Raw genomic sequence first — 20,627 nt, forward strand, 5'->3', positions numbered from 1 at the left:
TTTAGAAAAACAGCAGCATGTCAAGGCTTCAATTTCCATTACATCCCGCCCAACGGGAAGTTTACGTAAACCAACTTTTACATATGGATAGCGCGCAATATAATATTGGCGGCTATATCATATTAAAGGGCGCTTTGAACGTGGGAAAATTTCACGAAACGGTGAGCTCGCTTCCGCTGGTTTTTGATGCTTTTAAAATGAGTTTTGATTTAACAACACCAGATTTTGTTTATCAGCTCAATACCGATTATAATGCCTGCGAATTGATTGAAGCGGATTTTAGCACACAGGCCAATCCGGAAGCTGAAGCTAATATATGGATGCGCCAAACTTTTAGCGCTCCTTTTGATTTAACCCGTGATAAGTTTCCGTTTGAGCATTATTTGATAAAGATTGCAGATAATGAGTATTGGTTTTTAATGAAATATCATCATTTAATTACCGATGGCTATGGCTTTATTGTAAGCATTCAATATCTGGCTAAAAAATACGAGTCGCTGACTACAGGGCAACCTTTTATATTCAATGCCCCATCTTATCAAACGGAGACCATTCGCGCTAATGAATATTATCATTCAGAAAACTATCAAAAGGATGGGGATTACTGGAAGAGTAAAATAGACGCCAGGCCCGAAAAACTGCTTGCGAAAAGGTACCCGCTTTATAATAGCGAAGGCAAAATAGGTGCTACCTATAGTATCGAGCTTTCGGATAATCAAAAGATACAACTGGAACATATTCAGTTGGTTTGCAATGCCAGTTTACAACAGTTAACCATTGCGGCGCTGATTATTTATTTTGGTAAAATTACCCCTTTAACTGATTTTGTATTTGGTTTGCCGGTTCACAAACGCGGATCAAGACAGCAACGGAGTACGGTTGGAATTTTTACAGGAGCGCTTCCTTTTAAAGGTGAATATGATTCAGGGCAAACCTTAACCGATTTACTTGCGGGAATAATAAACACACAAAAGCAGGATTATCGCCATTACAATTACCTGGTAGAAGATTTAGGCCGTGCGCTTAAGCTAAATTCGGCAGTTGATAATTTGTATGATGTTATTGTAAACTATGAGCCACTTGACTTTGATATCAATTTTGGCGAAGCGATTGAATCAAGCATCTGGCGGTTGGCCAACGAAAGCGAACGCACACCGCTGCAGTTATGCTGGCGCGATTATCATAAACAACAGCGTCTGCAATTGCAGATTCAGTTTTGTTATGAATATTTTAGCCAACATGAAATAGAGCTTTTAGGCGAACGTATCTTTCATATCATTATCCAGTTCCCTGAATTTCTTCATAAAAGCATCAACGGTATCGATATTCTGCCGGTAAGGGAACATGATCTGTTATCGGTATTCAGTACATCAGATCATGAACTTGATGAAAATATAGCCGGAAACAAAAACATAATAGCAGCTTTTGAAAAGCAGGTAGCGCTAAGCCCGGAGGCTACGGCACTTGTGTTTAATGACGAAACTATAAGTTATGAGTCACTCAATCAAAGGGCAAACAAAATAGCCAATTATTTAAAAGGTTTAAATGTAGGAAGCGAAACCCTTGTAGCAATTTGCATAGAGCGAGGTGTTGATATGATATCCGGCATTCTTGGCATACTTAAGGCCGGTGCTGCTTATGTACCTGTTGATATCGATTATCCTAAGGAAAGGATCAACTATATCCTCGGTGATACGGGAGCGAAGATCATCCTGAGCAGCAGCGCAGGCAGTTCGGTACTGCGCGATCTGGATGCTATGATTGTGGAACTGGACAATGAACCGTTGATAACAATTCAAAGCGATGAAAATTTAAATACTATTATAAACCCAAACCAACTCGCGTATGTAATGTACACCTCCGGCTCAACCGGTAAACCTAAAGGGGTAATGGTTGAGCATGGGGGAGTTGTGAATCTTGCAGCAGGTCAGGCGGTAGCTTTAAGGCTGATACCCGGCATGCGCACGCTGCAGTTTGCATCAATAGGTTTTGATGCTTCCTGCTATGAAATTTTTAATACGCTGCTGAGCGGAGGCTGTTTGGTGTTATGCAGAAAAGAAGAGATACTATCAGTTGAGGAATTTAAAAAACTGCTTGATAAGCAAAAAGTAGAGTTGGCGGTAATTCCACCTTCATTTCAACAAGCTATAGCCGATTCACTGGGGACTGTTAAAACAATAGTTTCAGCAGGCGAGGCTTTAAATGAAAGCGTTGGGAGATATATCCAATCGCAGGGCGTGAAGCTGATAAACGCCTATGGCCCAACCGAAAATACGGTATGTGCAACGCTTACGGATGAGCCTGTTCGTGAAGATAAAATAATAACTATTGGAAGGCCAATCGCTAACACAAGTATTCATATCAGAAATAAAAAGGGAGATTTAAGTCCGATAGGTGTAGCGGGCGAGATTTGTATAGGCGGTGTACAGGTAGCAAGAGGTTATCTGAACCAGCCGGAACTAACGAAAGAGAAGTTTGTCGCAGATCAGTATAACGAAGAAGCAAATGCAAAACTGTACAGAACCGGCGACCAGGGCAGATGGCTACCGGATGGTAATATCGAATACCTGGGTAGGATAGACGACCAGGTAAAGATCCGTGGTTATAGGATCGAGTTAGGTGAGATAGAGCAGGTATTGCTTCAAAACAAAAACGTAAGGCAGGCAGTAGTGCTTGCCAAAGCGGATAAGCAAGGCACCAAAAGGCTGACCGCCTACGTGGTAATGGAAGACGCCGCTTACGATAAACAGGAACTGCAAAATTATCTTGGCGAAAGGTTACCTGAATACATGGTGCCGAGGTTATGGGTAAGACTGGACAGCTTGCCGCTAACCCCCAACGGCAAAACCGATAAACGCGCATTACCTGAAGCAGAAGCGAGCCAGGAAGGAAGCTACAGTGCACCGGAAACAACTACAGAAAAGCAATTAGTAAAAATCTGGGAAGAGCTGCTTGGTATAGAGAAAATAGGAACAAAAGATAATTTCTTTGAGCTTGGCGGCCATTCGCTGCTGGCTATGCGTGTGATCTCGCAGATAAGAAGGGAACTGAACAAAGAACTAAAGATCCGTGATCTTTTTGTTTATCCGACTATTGCGGAATTGGCTAAGCAACTGGAAGTAGAGAACACCACAGCAGAGGGCACGATACAGAAAGCAGAGCCAAGGCCGGAATACATCCCACTGTCCTATAGCCAGGAAAGGTTGTGGTTTATAGACAGGCTGGAAGGCAGCGTACAATATCATATCCCGGCAGTGTTGAAATTAACCGGCGATGTAAATGTCAAAGCTTTAGGAAACGCGTTGAAAGAAGTGGTGGAACGCCATGAGGTACTGCGTACCGTGATTAGGGAGCATGAAGGGCAAGGCCACCAGTATATCAAAGCCAACGGCTGGATATTAAAACAAAGTGAGATTAACCAGGGGGAGCTTCAAGCATATATCAGCAAAGAAGTAAACCGGCCGTTCAACCTGTCACAGGATGATATGCTGAGGGCGGAGCTGATCCAAACAGCACCGAACGAATATGTTTTGTTATTGGTACTGCACCATATCGCTGCAGATGGCTGGTCGATGCCGTTATTGGTAACTGAGTTCAGCAAACTTTACAACAGTTATAACACAAACCAAACACCGGAACTAAAAGCTCCGGAGATCCAGTATGCGGATTACGCGATCTGGCAAAGAGAATATCTTAACGCCGAAAAGCTGCAACACAAACTAAGTTACTGGGAAGAAAAGTTAGCAGGCACCGCAACATTGGAACTACCAACCGATCACATGCGTCCGGCTGTACAAAGCAGCAGGGGATCGGTTTATGAGTTCACCGTAAATAAAGAGCAAACAGCAAAACTACAGCAACTGAGTCTCGAACAAGGGGCAACGCTGTACATGACCTTATTGTCGATATTCAAAGTATTACTTTATCGCTATAGCGGCCAGGAAGATATTTGCGTAGGTACACCTGTAGCAAACCGTGACAGGGAAGAAACAGCGGAGTTGATCGGCTTTTTTGTAAATACGCTTGCACTAAGGACAAACGTAAACGGCAAAGAAACATTTGCAACGTTACTAAGCAAAGTAAAACAAACCACGCTTGAGGGATACAGCCACCAGGAAGTACCGTTTGAAAAAGTAGTAGAAGCGGTAGTAAAAGAAAGGGATCTAAGCAGGAGCCCGCTGTTCCAGGTGATGTTTGTGCTGCAGAATACAGGAGTTATCCCAACCTTTGAATTAGGTGATATCAAGGTCACAGGTGAACGCGCGGGTGACTATTCAAGTAAATATGACCTGAGTTTTAATGCCGAAGAAACTAAGGGTGAGGTCCGGATCGCGGTAGAATACAATATCGATCTGTACGAGGCTACGACGGTTGAAAGGATGGCGGGACATTATTCACAGTTGATAACATCGGTAATTATCCAACCGGTAACCGAGATCAATAAACTTCAGTTACTAAGCAAAGCAGAAGAGCTGCAATTAGCTTTATTTAACGAAACAGAAGCGAACTATCCGAAAGAAGAAAATATCGTCAGTCTTTTCGAAGCGCAATCAGTAAAAACGCCTGAAGCAACCGCACTGGTATTTGAAGGAGAAACAGTAAGCTATAGGGAACTAAATGAGCGTTCCAACCAGATAGCGCATTATCTAATCAAGCAAGGTATAGGCAAAGAGTCATTTGTAGCCATCTGTATAGAACGCGGCCTCAATATGATGGCAGGCATTTTTGGTATCCTAAAAGCAGGTGCAGCTTATGTACCGGTTGATATGGACTATCCAAAAGAACGCATCAGCTACATCCTTGAAGATACTCAAGCTGCTATTGTTTTAACCGGTAACATAGGTAAAGCAAATCTAAGTGGTATAAATGTTCAGGTAATCGAATTGGATAATAACCGGGAAATAGCAAACGCAAGCAACGAAAACTTAAATACAGTTATAGAGCCAAGCCAGTTGGCATATGTAATGTACACCTCAGGTTCAACAGGTAAGCCCAAAGGCGTAATGGTGGAGCAAGGCAACATCGTGAGCCTGGTAAAAAACGCGGGATATTTTGAAGCAGATTGTAATGATACTTTACTCGTAACCGGTTCCCCATCATTTGATGCAACTACATTTGAATATTGGAGTATGCTGCTTAATGGCGGCAAACTGGTACTTTGTAACGATAAAAACCTGTTCAACAGCAAAACGCTTAAAAACCTGATCACAAAGCATAAAGTTACAGTAATGTGGTTCACGTCAAGCTGGTTCAATCAACTTGCTGATGACGCGCCGGAAGTGTTTAAAGGATTAAATACCATATTGGTTGGCGGCGAGAAACTTTCAGTTCCGCATATCAAAAAGATTAGGGCGATGTACCCCGATCTGAACCTGATAAACGGTTACGGGCCAACAGAAAATACAACGTTCTCTTTAACTTATCCTATAACTGAAATTAATGCCGACGGAATAATTCCCATAGGCAAACCTTTAAACAACCGCAAAGCATATATCCTTGATCCGGCGCAGCAACTGAACCCCGTAGGTGTATTTGGGGAAATATGGCTTGGCGGGGCTGGCGTATCTCGCGGCTACTTAAATCAGCCCGAATTAACCAACCAGAGGTTTGCTAAAGATCCTTTTACCGGCGCCAATAAACTGATGTATAAAACCGGTGATATCGGCCGTTGGCTTGCTGATGGAAACATTGAATATCGGGGCAGGGTAGATGATCAGGTTAAGATCAGGGGGTATCGTGTTGAATTAGGCGAAATAGAAAGTGTATTGTTACAAAGTGGCCTCATTAGCCAGGCTGTTGTACTGGCCCGGCCCGACAAAAACGGTATTAACCGCTTAACCGGATATGTGGTTGCAGATATTACCCTTGATAAGCAAAAAATTCAGGAATACCTGCACAACCAAATGCCGGGTTATATGGTGCCCCGTTTTTGGGTACAAATGCAAAGTTTCCCGCTCACAACTAATGGAAAGGTAAATAAACGTGCCCTGCCTGAGGCGGAGTTATCGGCAGTGCCTGCGCAAGGTTACGTAGCCGCTCGCAACGAGGTTGAAAAGCAGTTAACAAAAATCTGGCAGGAATTGCTCGGCGTAAACCCCATTGGCGTTCATGACAACTTTTTTGAATTGGGAGGGCACTCGGTATTAGCTATGCGGGTTGTCCACCACATCGAAAAGGAATTTTCTATAGATATTCCCATCAGCGTCCTGTTTCAATTTGCCTCTATCGGCGAATTGAGTAAATATATAACCGTCCGTAACAGTAATAAAGCAAGCAACCAAGCATCATCATTTACGATAGTTGACATATAAGCCGAAAAACCTGATCCTTCCTCTTCAAATCCCCGATTTTCCAAAGAAAGTAGTACATGAAAGAATTGTTTACTAAAGCGATTGATATTTTATACCTGGCCGAACAAAATGATGTAAAAATCATATTGAACGGAGATCGTCTGCAACTTCAGGTTCCTGAAAACGTTGCTGTCGATCCGTTGCTTATCGACGAAATAAGGGAAAATAAAGAGTCAATTATCAGTTTCTTAAAGCAGGACAGCTGGAATATCAATGCAGATGCTGATAATAAAATAATACCGTTTAACAGAAATACCGTTTCGAGCATTCCGGTATCATTTAGTCAAGAGCGTTTATGGTTTGTGGATAAGTTACAAGGCAGCCTGCAATACCACTTATCTGAAGTGCTTTTATTACAGGGAAATCTGGATGTTGACGCGTTGGAAAATACTTTCAAAACCATCGTTAACCGCCACGAGGTACTCCGCACGGTGATCAGGGAAAAAGAAGGGGCCGCTTACCAGGAAATAAAGGTTGCTGATGGCTGGCACTTAGGCCGTGATCTTTCGGGTGGTTACGTGAACGGTACCGAAGCATTGAAAGAGCGCATCAGTTTGCTTATTGAAAAGCCATTTGATCTCGCTGCCGATGATATGCTTCGTGCCGATGTGATCAAGCTTGAAAACGGGATACATATATTGGTTGTCACCATACACCATATAGCCGGTGATGCATGGTCGATGCCTATCCTTGTGCAGGAGATCGCCGCTTTGTACCAGGCATATTCTAAAAATGAAAGGCTTGAGTTACCCGCGTTGCCATTGCAATTTGCTGATTTTGCCTTGTGGCAACGTAATCCTGTTTACGAACGGCAACTGGAAAACAAGCTGGAGTATTGGAAGCAAAAACTTGCCGATGTTCAGCAGTTACAGTTACCGTCCGATAGCATCAGGTCATCAGGGACAGTTGTCAACGGCTCCACATTAACTTTTAATATTGGTGGTGATCTTACCGGGGCTTTACACAAATTAAGTCAAAAAAACGGGGCAACGTTGTACATGACCCTGCTTACTGCTTTCAAGGTATTACTTTATCGCTACAGCGGACAGGAAGATATCTGTGTTGGTACTTCAATCGCCGGTCGCCCTCAGCGGGAGTTAGAGCAATTGATAGGCTTTTTTGTAAATACCTTGGCGCTTCGCGATCAGGTAAACGGTGAAGATACCTTTAATCAACTGCTCGCCCAGGTAAAACAAACAGTGCTTGATGGTTTTACGCATCAGGATGTACCATTCGAACGCGTTGTGGAAGCAACTGTGAAAGAGCGCGAAGCAGGTGTCAGCCCGCTTTTTCAGGTAATGTTGGTTTTGGGTAACACTCCCGAGGTACCGGCTATAACCCTTGGCGATCTGGAATTGTCAGGATACGGTTACGAACATAAGACCGTAAAATTTGATCTTACCTTTTTTGTAACAGAAACAAAGTACGGCTTAAAATGGGCCGTACAATACAATACCGATCTTTATAACACCGCGCGCATCAGGCGCATGGTTAAACATTTCGAAATGTTGCTGATCTCTGTGGTTACAAATCCCGATATGGAGATCAGTAAGTTGAAGTTATTGAGCCGCAAGGAAGAACTTTGGCTGTTTAAAAACGAACGCAGCCATTGCGCTTATATCGCCAATGAAACCATTATTGAATTATTCCTGGCCCAGGCGCTGCTAAATCCCAACGTACAGGCAGTGGTATTTGAAGGTAGGGCGCTGACTTATCGCGAACTTCACGTGCGCTCTAATCAACTTGCTCATCACCTGCAGCGTTACGGCGTAAAAACAGGTGTATTGGTGCCTGTTTATATGGAGCGCGGTTTGGATATGATCGTAGCTATTTTGGGAATCCTTAAGGCGGGAGGAGCTTATGTTCCTGTCGATACCGATTTTCCGTCTGATCGTGTAAAACATATCCTGGATGATACACGGGCAGGGATTATCGTAAGCAGTAGCAAATTTGCAGATCGAACTGCTTCAGTAACCCAGTTCCAGAAGGTTTTGGAATTGGATAATATGGAGTGGGAGCTTTCCCTCGAACCGGAAAATGACCCCGAGATATTCCCTTCACCCGATGATTTGGCTTATGTGATCTATACTTCCGGCTCAACCGGCAAACCCAAAGGTGTATTGGTTGATCATGATAGCCTTGTTGATTATGTATCTGGCTTAAACGAACGTACGGAGATCAGCAACTGCGAAACCTTCGGCCTGATGTCGACCATTGCGACCGACCTCGGAAATACAGTATTGTTCAGCTCTTTAATTTATGGCGGAACGCTGCATGTTTTCTCTAAGGAGATAGTGAGCAATGTACACCAGATCCATCGCTATTTTACCGAAAACCGGATCGACTGTATCAAGATTGTTCCGTCTCACTGGAAAGCCCTGTCACCAGAAACAGATGCGCCATTGTTACCTGCAAAACTGTTGATCTTTGGCGGCGAAACTTTACCTAAAGAATCTGTAGAGCGTATTGCCCGTTATGGCGATTGCCGGGTAGTTAATCATTATGGCCCTACTGAAACCACTATCGGTAAATTATTATACGAGGCATCCGGTCAGGTAATTGAGGGCTCTCGCATTCCAATCGGTCGTCCATTCTCCAATACTATCGTTTACGTTTTAGGCAAAGAAATGGAACGTTGCCCTATTGGCATTCCCGGCGAACTTTACATTGGTGGCCGAGGCTTGGCACAAGGGTATCACCGTTTGCCTAAATTAACCAAAGAAAAATTTATTGCAGATCCATACCGCAGGGAAGGTGCGAGAATCTACCGTACCGGCGACCGTGTAGTTATGCGTGCCGACGGCAATATCGAGTACCTGGGGCGCATGGACGACCAGGTGAAAATACGAGGCTACCGGGTTGAACCCGGCGAAGTTGCCCTGGTGCTTGAATACAGTAAGTATGTAAGCCAGGCAGTGGTCCTGACCCTTGATGATAAACTGGGCAATAAGCAACTTGTAGCCTACATTGTGCCATCGGCAAAATTTGATCCTGTTGGATTGAATATCTACCTAAAAGAGCATCTGCCGGATTATATGCTACCGTCGCACCTTGTGCAGTTGCCGGCAATTCCTTTAACCGCGAACGGAAAAATAGATCGTAAAGCTTTACCTCATCCGGAAGTGCAGATAGTTGGTGCCGGATTCATTGCTCCCCGCAACAAGGTTGAAAGCAGACTTGCTGAAATCTGGCAAAATATCCTTGAGATTGAAGAAATCGGCATTAACGATAACTTTTTTGAACTTGGCGGCCATTCATTATTGGCAGTAAAGTTGATAGCCGAGGTTAGGAAAGCTTTTGAACAAGATCTTTCTATTGGCGAGGTGTTCGATTATCCAACAATCGGTTCATTGTCATCGCGCTTAGGTCGTGCGGAACAAAAAGTGGTTGCCACTATCCTTGCACAGCCTCGTCCGGAACGTATATCGCTATCATACAGCCAGGAGCGTTTATGGTTTATCGACAGGATGTTGGGCAGCGTTCAATATCATGTACCGGCGGTATTTAATTTGTCAGGTACATTAAATATCGAAGCACTGGAAAAAACGTTTCGGGAAATTGTGAACCGTCATGAAGTACTGCGCACGGTGATCTTTGAACAGGATGGCGAGGGATATCAGCGAGTAAAACCAACAAATACCTGGACATTAAAGCAAACTGACGCAAAATACTACCGGGATAAGCATTTATCATTGGAGCAATACGTCAGGTTGCAGATAGCGCAACCATTCGATCTTTCTGCAAGTGACATGCTTCGCGCGGAGCTGATAAAAATTAGTGAAAGCGAATTTACGCTGCTTTTGACCATGCACCACATTGCTTCAGATGGTTCGTCATCAGCAATATTGGCAAAAGAATGGATTGAGTTATACAACGCATTCTCGACTAACAGGCAACCGGAACTTACCGCATTAGCAGTTCAATATCCTGACTATGCCATATGGCAAAGGGCTACGCTGCAAGGCGACCTGCTTGCCTCCAAACTGGCTTACTGGGAACGGAAATTAGCCGGTGTAAGTGCGCTTCAATTACCAGCCGACCATCAGCGCCCGGCTGAGCAAAGTACCAACGGCGCCTTGTATGAGTTTGAGATAAATGCAGGAGTTACTGGCAAGTTGCATGAATTAAGCGTACAAAACGGAGCATCGCTTTACATGACATTGCTGTCGGCCTTTAATATTCTGTTGTATCGTTATAGCGGCCAGGAAGATATCTGCGTGGGCAGCCCGATAGCAAACCGCAATCAGCCTGAAATAGCGGAAGTGATAGGTTTCTTCGTAAATACATTAGCCATACGGAGTCATCTTGATGGAGGGTTATCATTTGTTAAACTTTTGGCGCAGGTAAAACAAACCATGCTGGAGGCTTACGAGCACCAGGATGTGCCGTTTGAAAAAGTGGTTGAAGCCGTTGTAAAAGAAAGGGATTTAAGCAGGAGCCCATTGTTCCAGGTGATGTTTGTGTTGCAGAACACCACCCGCGTACCTGAGTTACAACTTGGAGACTTGACCCTACAGCAAACGCAAGATGCGCATCAAACTGCCAAATTTGATATCACTCTGTTTATTATCGAATCAGAAGGTGCCCTGCATGCCGGACTTGAGTATAATACAGATATTTATGATGAGTTGACCATTAACCGCATGGCGGGCCATTATAGCCAGCTGCTAAGTGCTATAGTTGATGCGCCAAATGAAACAGTTGGCCATTTGAATATGGTTGACGAGACAGAACGCGTTCAGTTCGAACTTTTCAACGCCACCAAAGTTGATTTTACCGGCGATGAAAGCATTGTAAACCTGTTTGAAGAGCAGGTTTTGAAAAGTCCTGACGCAATAGCATTGGTATTTGAGGGGGAAGAATTGAGTTATCAGGCTTTAAATGAACAGGCTAACCAACTGGCCAGATACATTCAAAAACATGGTGTTGTAAATGAAACCCTTGTGCCTGTTTGTACAGAGCGCGGTTTGGGAATGATCATATCGATTCTTGGTATTTTGAAAGCTGGTGGTGTTTATGTACCGATTGATCCGGATTTTCCCCAGGATCGGATTAACTACATGATAGCCGATACCGGCGCATCTGTGGTTGTAAGCACCAAACAAAGCAGCAAATATGTTTTGAACCCAGCTGTATTGGTTATTGAGGTTGATGGGCTGAACGAAAATGCTATAGCTCGGGAGGTAAAAGATAATCTTGGGATAGTCATAAATGCCGAACATTTGATTTACATCCTTTATACTTCTGGTTCAACCGGCAAGCCTAAGGGTGTAATGATGCCTGGGCGCGCTATGTTTAACTTATTAAGCTGGCAGGAAACCCAATTCAAAAATAAAAGCCGCAAAGTTTTACAATTTGCCGCTTACACCTTTGACGTAAGTTTCCAGGAGATATTTTCGACGCTTTGCTTCGGAAATACACTTTGCCTTATTGATGGCGATACCCGTAGGGATTTGGATGCTTTAATTGATTACATCATTAAGTATGAGTTGACGCACTTGTTTTTCCCGGTAGTTGTACTGCAAAATATAGCCGAACAGATCATTGCTGTTCCGGATTTTTCATTTGCGGTTGAAGAAATCATCGTTGCCGGCGAGCAGTTAAAACTCACAGACGAGGTAAAAGCCCTGATCCGGAATACCGGGATAAAAGTGATCAATCAATATGGCCCTACCGAAGCGCATGTGGTAAGCAGCTTTACTGTTGATAGTTCAACACTTTCGGTTTTGCCTCCTATTGGTGCGCCTGTGTCAAATACACAGCTCCATATCAGGAATAAAGAGGGTGAGTTAAGCCCGATAGGCGTACCGGGCGAGATCTGCATAGGCGGCGTACAGGTAGCAAGGGGCTACTTGAACCAACCGGAATTGACAAAAGAGAAGTTCATCGCAGATCCGTACAGCGAAGATCAAAATGCCAGGCTGTACAAAACCGGCGACCAGGGCAGATGGCTACCTGATGGCAACATCGAATATCTGGGCAGGATAGATGATCAGGTAAAGATCCGTGGATACAGGATAGAATTGGGCGAGATTGAGCAAGTGCTGCTTCAAAACGAAAACGTAAGGCAAGCGGTAGTATTAGCGAGGGCAGATAAACAAGGCACAAAAAGGCTTACCGCCTACGTGGTAATGGAAGAAGCAGCTTACGATAAACAGGAGTTACAAAATTATCTTGGCGAAAGGTTACCGGAATACATGGTGCCGAGGCTATGGGTAAGACTGGACAGTTTGCCATTGACCCCAAACGGCAAGACGGACAAACGCGCGCTGCCTGAAGCAGAAGCAATGCAGGAAGAAAGCTACACTGCTCCGGAAACAGCTACAGAAAAGCAACTGGTAAAAATCTGGGAAGAACTGCTTGGTGTAGAGAGAATAGGGACAAAAGATAATTTCTTTGAGTTGGGCGGGCATTCGCTATTGGCTATGCGTGTAATCTCGCAGGTAAGAAGGGAACTGAACAAAGAGCTGAAAATTCGTGACCTGTTTGTGTACCCTACGATAGCAGACTTAGCAAAACAACTGGAAGTAGAAAACATCACAGCAGGAGGTACGATACAAAAGGCAGAGCCAAGACCTGAATACATTCCGTTGTCATATAGCCAGGAAAGATTGTGGTTTATAGACAGACTGGAAGGTAGTGTTCAATATCATATCCCTGCCGTGCTGAAACTGACCGGCGAGGTAAACACAGCTGCCCTTGAAAACGCGCTGAGAAATGTGGTAGAGCGCCATGAGGTACTGCGTACCGTGATCAGAGAGCACGAGGGGCAAGGTTACCAATATATCAAAGAAAACAACTGGGCATTAAAGCAAAGCGAGATAAACGAAAACAAAGCAGAACTCAAAGCATATATCAGCCAGGAAGTAAACAGGCCGTTTGATCTGTCACAGGATGATATGTTGAGGGCAGAGCTGATCGCAACAGCAAAAGACGAATACATCTTGCTGTTGGTACTGCACCATATCGCGGCCGATGGCTGGTCGATGCCGGTATTGGTAACAGAGTTCAGCCAGCTTTATAGCAGCTACAACAAAAACGAGCCAATACAATTAAAAGCCCCGGAGATCCAGTATGTAGATTATGCGATCTGGCAAAGAGAATACCTAAACGCAGAAAAACTGCAAAACAAACTGAGCTATTGGGAAGAAAAGTTAGCAGGCACAGCGACACTTGAACTGCCGACAGACCATCTGCGTCCGGCAGTACAAAGCAGCAGGGGATCGGTATACGAGTTTACAATAGCTAAAGAACAGGCAGAGCAACTAAAACAGTTGAGCCTTGAACAGGGCACAACGCTGTACATGACGCTGCTGGCTATATTTAAAGTGTTGCTGTATCGTTATAGCGCTCAGGAAGATATCTGCGTAGGTACGCCGGTTGCTAATCGCGATAGGGAAGAAACTGCTGAACTGATCGGCTTTTTTGTGAATACGCTGGCACTAAGGACAGCGCTAAACGGCGAAGACACATTCAATACATTACTAAGCAAAGTAAAGCAAACCACACTGGAAGCATACGGCCACCAGGAAGTACCGTTTGAAAAAGTAGTAGAAACGGTAGTAAAAGAAAGAGATCTGAGCAGGAGCCCGCTTTTTCAGGTGATGTTTGTGCTGCAGAATACAGGAGTTATCCCAACCCTTGAACTGGGCGATATTAAAATCACCGGTGAGTGTACAGGCGACTATTCAAGCAAATATGACCTAAGCTATAATGCAGAGGAAACAAAAGACGGGATTAGAATTGTAGCAGAGTACAACACGGATCTTTATGAGGCTGAAACCATCGAAAGGATGTCAGGTCACTATGTAAAGCTAATCGGAGAGGTAACAAACGCCCCAGCAACCCTAATCAATAAACTTCAGCTGTTAAGCAAAGCGGAAGAAGAACAACTACAAAAGTTCAACGAAACAGCAGCGGCATATCCTAAAGAAGAAAATATTGTCAGCCTGTTTGAAAAACAAGTACAAATCAATCCAACTGCAACAGCACTGGTATTTGAGGGAGAAACAGTAAGCTACCAGGAGTTAAATCAGCAATCAAACAGGATAGCAAATTACCTGATCAAACAAGGGATAAAAGCAGAAAATTTGGTAGCGATCTGTATAGAACGTGGCATCAATATGATAGCGGGAATTTTGGGTGTCCTGAAAGTCGGAGCAGCTTATGTTCCGGTTGACATGGATTACCCGAAAGAGCGGATCAGCTATATCCTTGAAGATACCCAGGCATCTATAATACTAAGCAGCAGCACAGGCAAAGCAAATCTAAATGGTATAAATGCCCGGATTATCGAGCTTGACAGTAACGAAGAAATAAAAGCCCAAAGCGGCGAAAACATAAATATAGCTATTGAGCCTAACCAGCTGGCCTATGTGATGTATACTTCAGGTTCAACCGGAAAACCTAAAGGGGTAATGGTGGAGCACCAAAGCATCGCCAATTATTGCAATGGTTTTGTGAATTACTTTGGTATCACAGCAGCAGACAACGTGCTTCAGCAATCATCGGTATCATTTGATACCATGTGCGAGGAAGTTTATCCTGCATTGATAACAGGTGCCAAAGTAGTAATTGTAAAAGAGGGTGGTAAAGATGTAGATGCTATCAAGCATCTGTTAGCAACAGAAAAGATAACAATCCTGAGTGCCACGCCAACAGTAATCGCCTATCTAAATAAAGAGGCAGCGAATAAGAACATTAACACACAAAGCTTACGCTATATCATCAGCGGGGGAGAACTGCTGCAGCCAGGTTTTGTAGATCACCTGTATCCAAAAGTACAGGTAGTAAACAGCTACGGCCCAACCGAGGGTACAGTATGCGCGAGCTATTATACAATTAATGATATCAACAAAGCAGCGCTGATAGGCTCTCCGGTATCGAATACACAGATCTACATCAGGAATAAAGAGGGCGAGTTAAGCCCGATAGGTGTACCGGGGGAGATCTGCATAGGAGGCGTACAGGTAGCAAGAGGCTATTTGAACCAGCCGGAACTAACGAAAGAAAAATTCATCGCAGATCCTTACAGCGAGGATAAAAACACGAAACTGTACAAAACCGGCGATCAGGGCAGATGGCTATCCGATGGCAATATCGAATATTTAGGCAGGATAGATGACCAGGTAAAGATCCGTGGTTACCGGATTGAGTTGGGTGAAATCGAGCAGGTGCTGCTTCAAAACGAAAACGTAAGACAAGCGGTAGTACTGGCCAGAGCCGATAAACAGGGCACGAAAAGGCTTACAGCCTACGTGGTAACGGAAGAAGCAGCCTACGATAAACAGGAGCTGCAAAATTACCTTGGCGAAAGGTTACCTGAATACATGGTGCCGAGGCTTTGGGTAAGACTGGACAGTTTGCCGCTAACACCCAACGGTAAAACCGATAAACGGGCATTGCCAGAAGCGGAAGCGAGCCAGGAAGAAAGCTATACCGCGCCTGAAACAACTCCTGAGAAACAATTAGCAAAAATCTGGGAGGAACTGCTTGGCGTAGAAAAGATAGGAACAAAAGATAACTTCTTTGAGCTTGGCGGGCATTCGCTGTTAGCCATGCGGGTGATCTCGCAGGTAAGAAGAGAACTAAATAAAGAACTAAAGATTAGAGATCTGTTCGTTTACCCGACCATCGTGGATTTGGCCAAGCAACTGGAAGAGGAAAACACCACAGCAGAAGGCACGATACAAAGAGTAAACCCAAGGCCTGAATATATCCCGCTATCCTACAGCCAGGAAAGGTTATGGTTTATCGACAGGTTGGAAGGAAGCGTGCAATATCATATCCCTGCTGTGCTAAAACTAACCGGCGAGGCAAATGTCAATGCCTTAGAAAACGCGCTGAAAACAGTAGTAGAACGCCATGAGGTATTGCGTACGGTGATCAGGGAGTATGAGGGGCAGGGCTACCAGTATATTAAAGCCAATAGCTGGGCATTAAAACAAAGCGAGATTAACGAAGCGGAACTCAAAGTATATATCAACGAAGAAGTAAACCGGTCTTTTGATCTGTCAGAGGATGATATGTTGAGGGCGGAGCTGATAGCAACAGCAAAAGACGAATACGTTCTGCTATTGGTACTGCACCATATAGCAGCCGATGGCTGGTCGATGCCGGTATTGGTAACAGAATTCAGCCAACTTTACAGCAGCTACAACAAAAACGAGCCAATAAAACTTAAAGCCCCGGAGATCCAATATGCGGACTATGCGATCTGGCAAAGGGGATACCTTAATGCGGAAAAACTGCAAAGCAAACTGAGCTATTGGGAAGAAAAGTTAGCAGGCACAGCTACACTGGAGTTGCCTACAGATCATATGCGCCCGGCTGTACAAAGCAGCAGGGGATCGGTATATGAGTTTACGATAGCTAAAGAACAGGCAGAGCAATTAAAACAGTTGAGTCTTGAACAAGGAGCTACGCTGTACATGACGCTGCTGGCGATATTTAAAGTATTGCTGTATCGGTATAGCGGTCAGGAAGATATCTGCGTAGGTACGCCGGTTGCTAATCGCGATAGGGAAGAAACTGCTGAACTGATCGGCTTTTTTGTGAACACGCTTGCATTAAGGACAAGCCTGAACGGCGAAAACACATTCAATACATTACTATCCCAAGTAAAGCAAACCACACTGGAAGCATACGGCCACCAGGAAGTACCGTTTGAAAAAGTGGTAGAAGCGGCAGTAAAAGAAAGGGATCTGAGCAGGAGCACGCTATTCCAGGTGATGTTTGTGCTGCAGAATACAGGAGCTATCCCAACCCTTGAACTGGGTGATATTAAAATCACCGGCGAGCGAGCAGGTGACTATTCCAGCAAATATGATCTGAGCTATAACGCCGAGGAAACTAAAGACGGCATCCGGATCGTAGCGGAATACAACACCGATCTTTATAAAGCTGCAACCATCGAAAGGATGGCTGGTCATTATGTTCAACTGATTCAGGCGGTAATAGAAAATTCGGCAAATCAGATCAATAAGCTTCAGTTACTAAATAAAATTGAAGTAGAACAATTACAATCATTCAACGATACAACAATAGACCATCCGAAAGATGAGAATATTGTTAGTCTGTTTGAAAAACAGGTACGAATAGATCCAACAGCAACAGCATTGGTGTTTGGGGGAGAAACAGTAAGCTATCAGGAACTAAATGAAAGATCAAATCGGATAGCGCATTATCTAAAAGCAGATGGTGTAAAAACGGAAAGTCTTGTTGCGATTTGTATCGAACGCGGCATCAATATGATAACTGGTATATTAGGTGTTCTGAAATCAGGAGCAGCCTATGTACCGGTTGATATGGATTATCCGAAAGAGCGCATCAGCTATATCCTTGAGGACACTCTGGCAACGATAATATTGACCAGCAGCACAGGCAGGGCAACTCTAAATGATATAAACGCTCAAGTTATTGAACTTGATAATAATCAGGAAATAGCAAACCAAAGCGGGGACAATCTGAATATTGCTATCGCTTCAAGCGAACTGGCCTATGTCATCTACACCTCTGGCTCAACAGGCAAACCAAAAGGGGTAATGATAGAACATGGTAACCTGATCAGCTATCTCGTAAATAACAAAACGAAATATATCAGCGATAACGGCAGCAAATCGGGTACCTTTATTCATCTGTCGTATACATTTGATGCCTCGGTTACAGGTTTGTTTATGCCTTTGATTAGTGGCAGATCCATCGTAATAGCAGGTGCAAAATATGATAATGTATTTGAAGACGAGAACCTACTGAAATATGCACCTTATGAATTTATTAAATTAACCCCGGCACATATCAGTTTGTTGCGGGAAGCAACATCCGGCGAAGACAGAAATATGCTTACCGATAGATTGGTAATTGGTGGCGAAGCGCTTAGGCTAAATCAATTTGCGGGATATAACATTGGTGGCTGCGATACAGAAGTTATTAATGAATACGGTCCAACTGAAGCTACTGTAGGTTGCAGCGTTTATAGTTTCAAGCTGTCGGATAACCTTGAAAATATCCCTTCAGATATTCCTATCGGCAAACCTATCTCCAATACTACGCTGTACGTCCTGAATAAGCAGGGCAATCAGCAACCGATTGGCGTAAAAGGGGAACTATACATAAGCGGTGAAGGTGTAGCTCGTGGCTATTTGAACAATCCAGATCTAACCTCGACGAAATTTATTCCAAACCCGTTCAAAGCAGGAGAGCGTTTATACCGTACGGGTGATAGCGCCCGTTGGTTATCTGACGGAAATCTCCAATACCTGGGCAGGCAAGACGACCAGGTAAAGATCCGTGGCTACCGGATAGAATTGGGGGAGATTGAAAGCGCGCTACTTCAAAATCCTGAAGTATTACAAGTCGTAGTGCTCGCCCGCGAAGATAAGCAGGGAGTTAAACGCCTTTGCGCTTATGTGGTGACAGACGAAGCTGCTTTTGACAAACAACAACTACAGCAATATCTGCAAGAGCTCCTGCCCGAATATATGATACCCCGCCTTTGGGTAAGGATGGAAAGTTTACCATTAACCATCAATGGTAAAATAGATAAGAAAGCATTACCCGAAGCAGAGCTAAGCGAGCTGATACGAGAAACTCAAGTTTCTCCCCGTAATCAAACCGAAGAACAACTTGCAGAAATCTGGCAGGAACTTTTAGGAATAGATCAAATAGGTATCTATGATAATTTCTTTGAACTTGGCGGCGATTCTATCCTGACAATACAGGTGGTGAGCAGGGCTCGTAAATATGGGATAGAAATTCAACCCAAAGATATATTTTACCACCAGGTAATAGCACGCCTGGCCGAGGCTGTGCATAAAAACGGTGCCGGCAAAATTAAAACTGAACAAGGAATATTAAACGGCGACGCAGGTTTGCTACCTATTCAGCAATGGTATCTCGAAAAAAACGAAACGGAAATTTCGCATTATAACCAAGCGGTTTTATTATCGATAGATAAAAATATTAGCGAATCAACGCTTCAATTATGTTTCGATACATTGGTTGCTTATCATGATGCCTTAAGGCTACAATACGTCAACACCAATGGCAGTTGGGAACAACATTACGGCACAGCCAAAGTAAAGGTATTAGTTGAAGACCTGACCAATGTGAAGGATTTAACCGCCGATATTAGTGCATCTACTAATGAGTACCAGCGCAGCCTGTCAATTACCGAAGGCAGACTCATGAACGTGGTGCTGATGAAAACGGCAGACAATGAAACCGCGAACCGACTTTCGATCGTTGTGCATCATTTGGCCATTGATGGTGTATCATGGAGGATCATACTAAACGATTTAAATACCCTGCTTGATAATATCGCTAACAACGAAGTGCCAAATTTGGGTGCTAAAGGCAGCTCATACAGGCAATGGCACCAAGCCTTAATTCAATACAGTAAAAGCAGGAGGTTATTAGCACAGGAAAAATATTGGGAACAGATCAACAACAGCTACGAACCATTACCAACCGATATTTCATTTACAGGTAAGGCTCAGGTTGGCGATATGGCTAATATCCGTGTAAAGCTAAACGCGGAATATACAGCTCTTTTGCTGCGCGAAGTGCCGAAAGTGTATCATACAGAAATAAATGACCTCTTATTAGCCGCATTGGCAGGAACACTAAGCACTTGGGCGGGCAAACAGGAGATAATAGTAGGATTAGAAGGCCACGGTCGTGAACCTATAGCCGACGATGTTGATATCAGTCGTACAGCCGGTTGGTTTACCAGCCTCTATCCGGTACAACTCAGGGCCGCGGCAGATAAAGACAGGCTAATAAAGGAAGTTAAAGAAGAGCTACGGAAAGTGGCTGATAAAGGCTTGGGCTTTGGAGTTTTGAAATATGTCAACAAGGCGGATAGCTTACAGGGAAATGATCCATGGGATATCATGTTCAATTACCTGGGGCAGTTTGATCAGGCCGTAAATTCTGGGAAATGGTTTGGTTATGCTAATGAAGATAGTGGGAAATCTGTACACAAAACGCAGTTTTCGCCGGTTAAAATCACAATAAATAGCTATATTATTGCCGGAGAACTCACAGTAAACTGGAGTTTTAGTAACAAGCATTATATTGAAACAGCAATTAATGATTTGTCGCAAAAGTATATAACCTATCTGTCACAATTAATTGATCACTGTTTGGAACAAGCCAAATCAAAAGCAGTATTTACACCCGCCGACTACGGCTTAGGGGCCGAGATAAATTATCAGGAGCTGGACAAGTTTCTGGAAGATAATGATACGGATAACATCATGAGTTTTTAAGTTACAG

Annotated in this window: 2 protein-coding genes; both read left to right on the forward strand. The window is 43.9% G+C overall.

What is annotated here, in order from left to right:
- Positions 1-17 precede the first annotated feature (17 nt).
- Positions 18-6,311, forward strand: a complete 6,294-nt coding sequence (locus EAH55_RS13105) for a non-ribosomal peptide synthetase (protein ID WP_121809993.1) — start codon at positions 18-20, stop codon at positions 6,309-6,311.
- A gap of 56 nt (positions 6,312-6,367) precedes the next feature.
- Positions 6,368-20,620: a non-ribosomal peptide synthetase gene (locus EAH55_RS13110; protein WP_121809994.1), complete on the forward strand. Its 14,253-nt coding sequence runs from the start codon at positions 6,368-6,370 to the stop codon at positions 20,618-20,620.
- Positions 20,621-20,627 lie beyond the last annotated feature (7 nt).

The organism is Mucilaginibacter kameinonensis, assembly GCF_003675385.1.
In the GTDB taxonomy this organism is placed as follows: Bacteria; Bacteroidota; Bacteroidia; order Sphingobacteriales; family Sphingobacteriaceae; genus Mucilaginibacter; species Mucilaginibacter kameinonensis.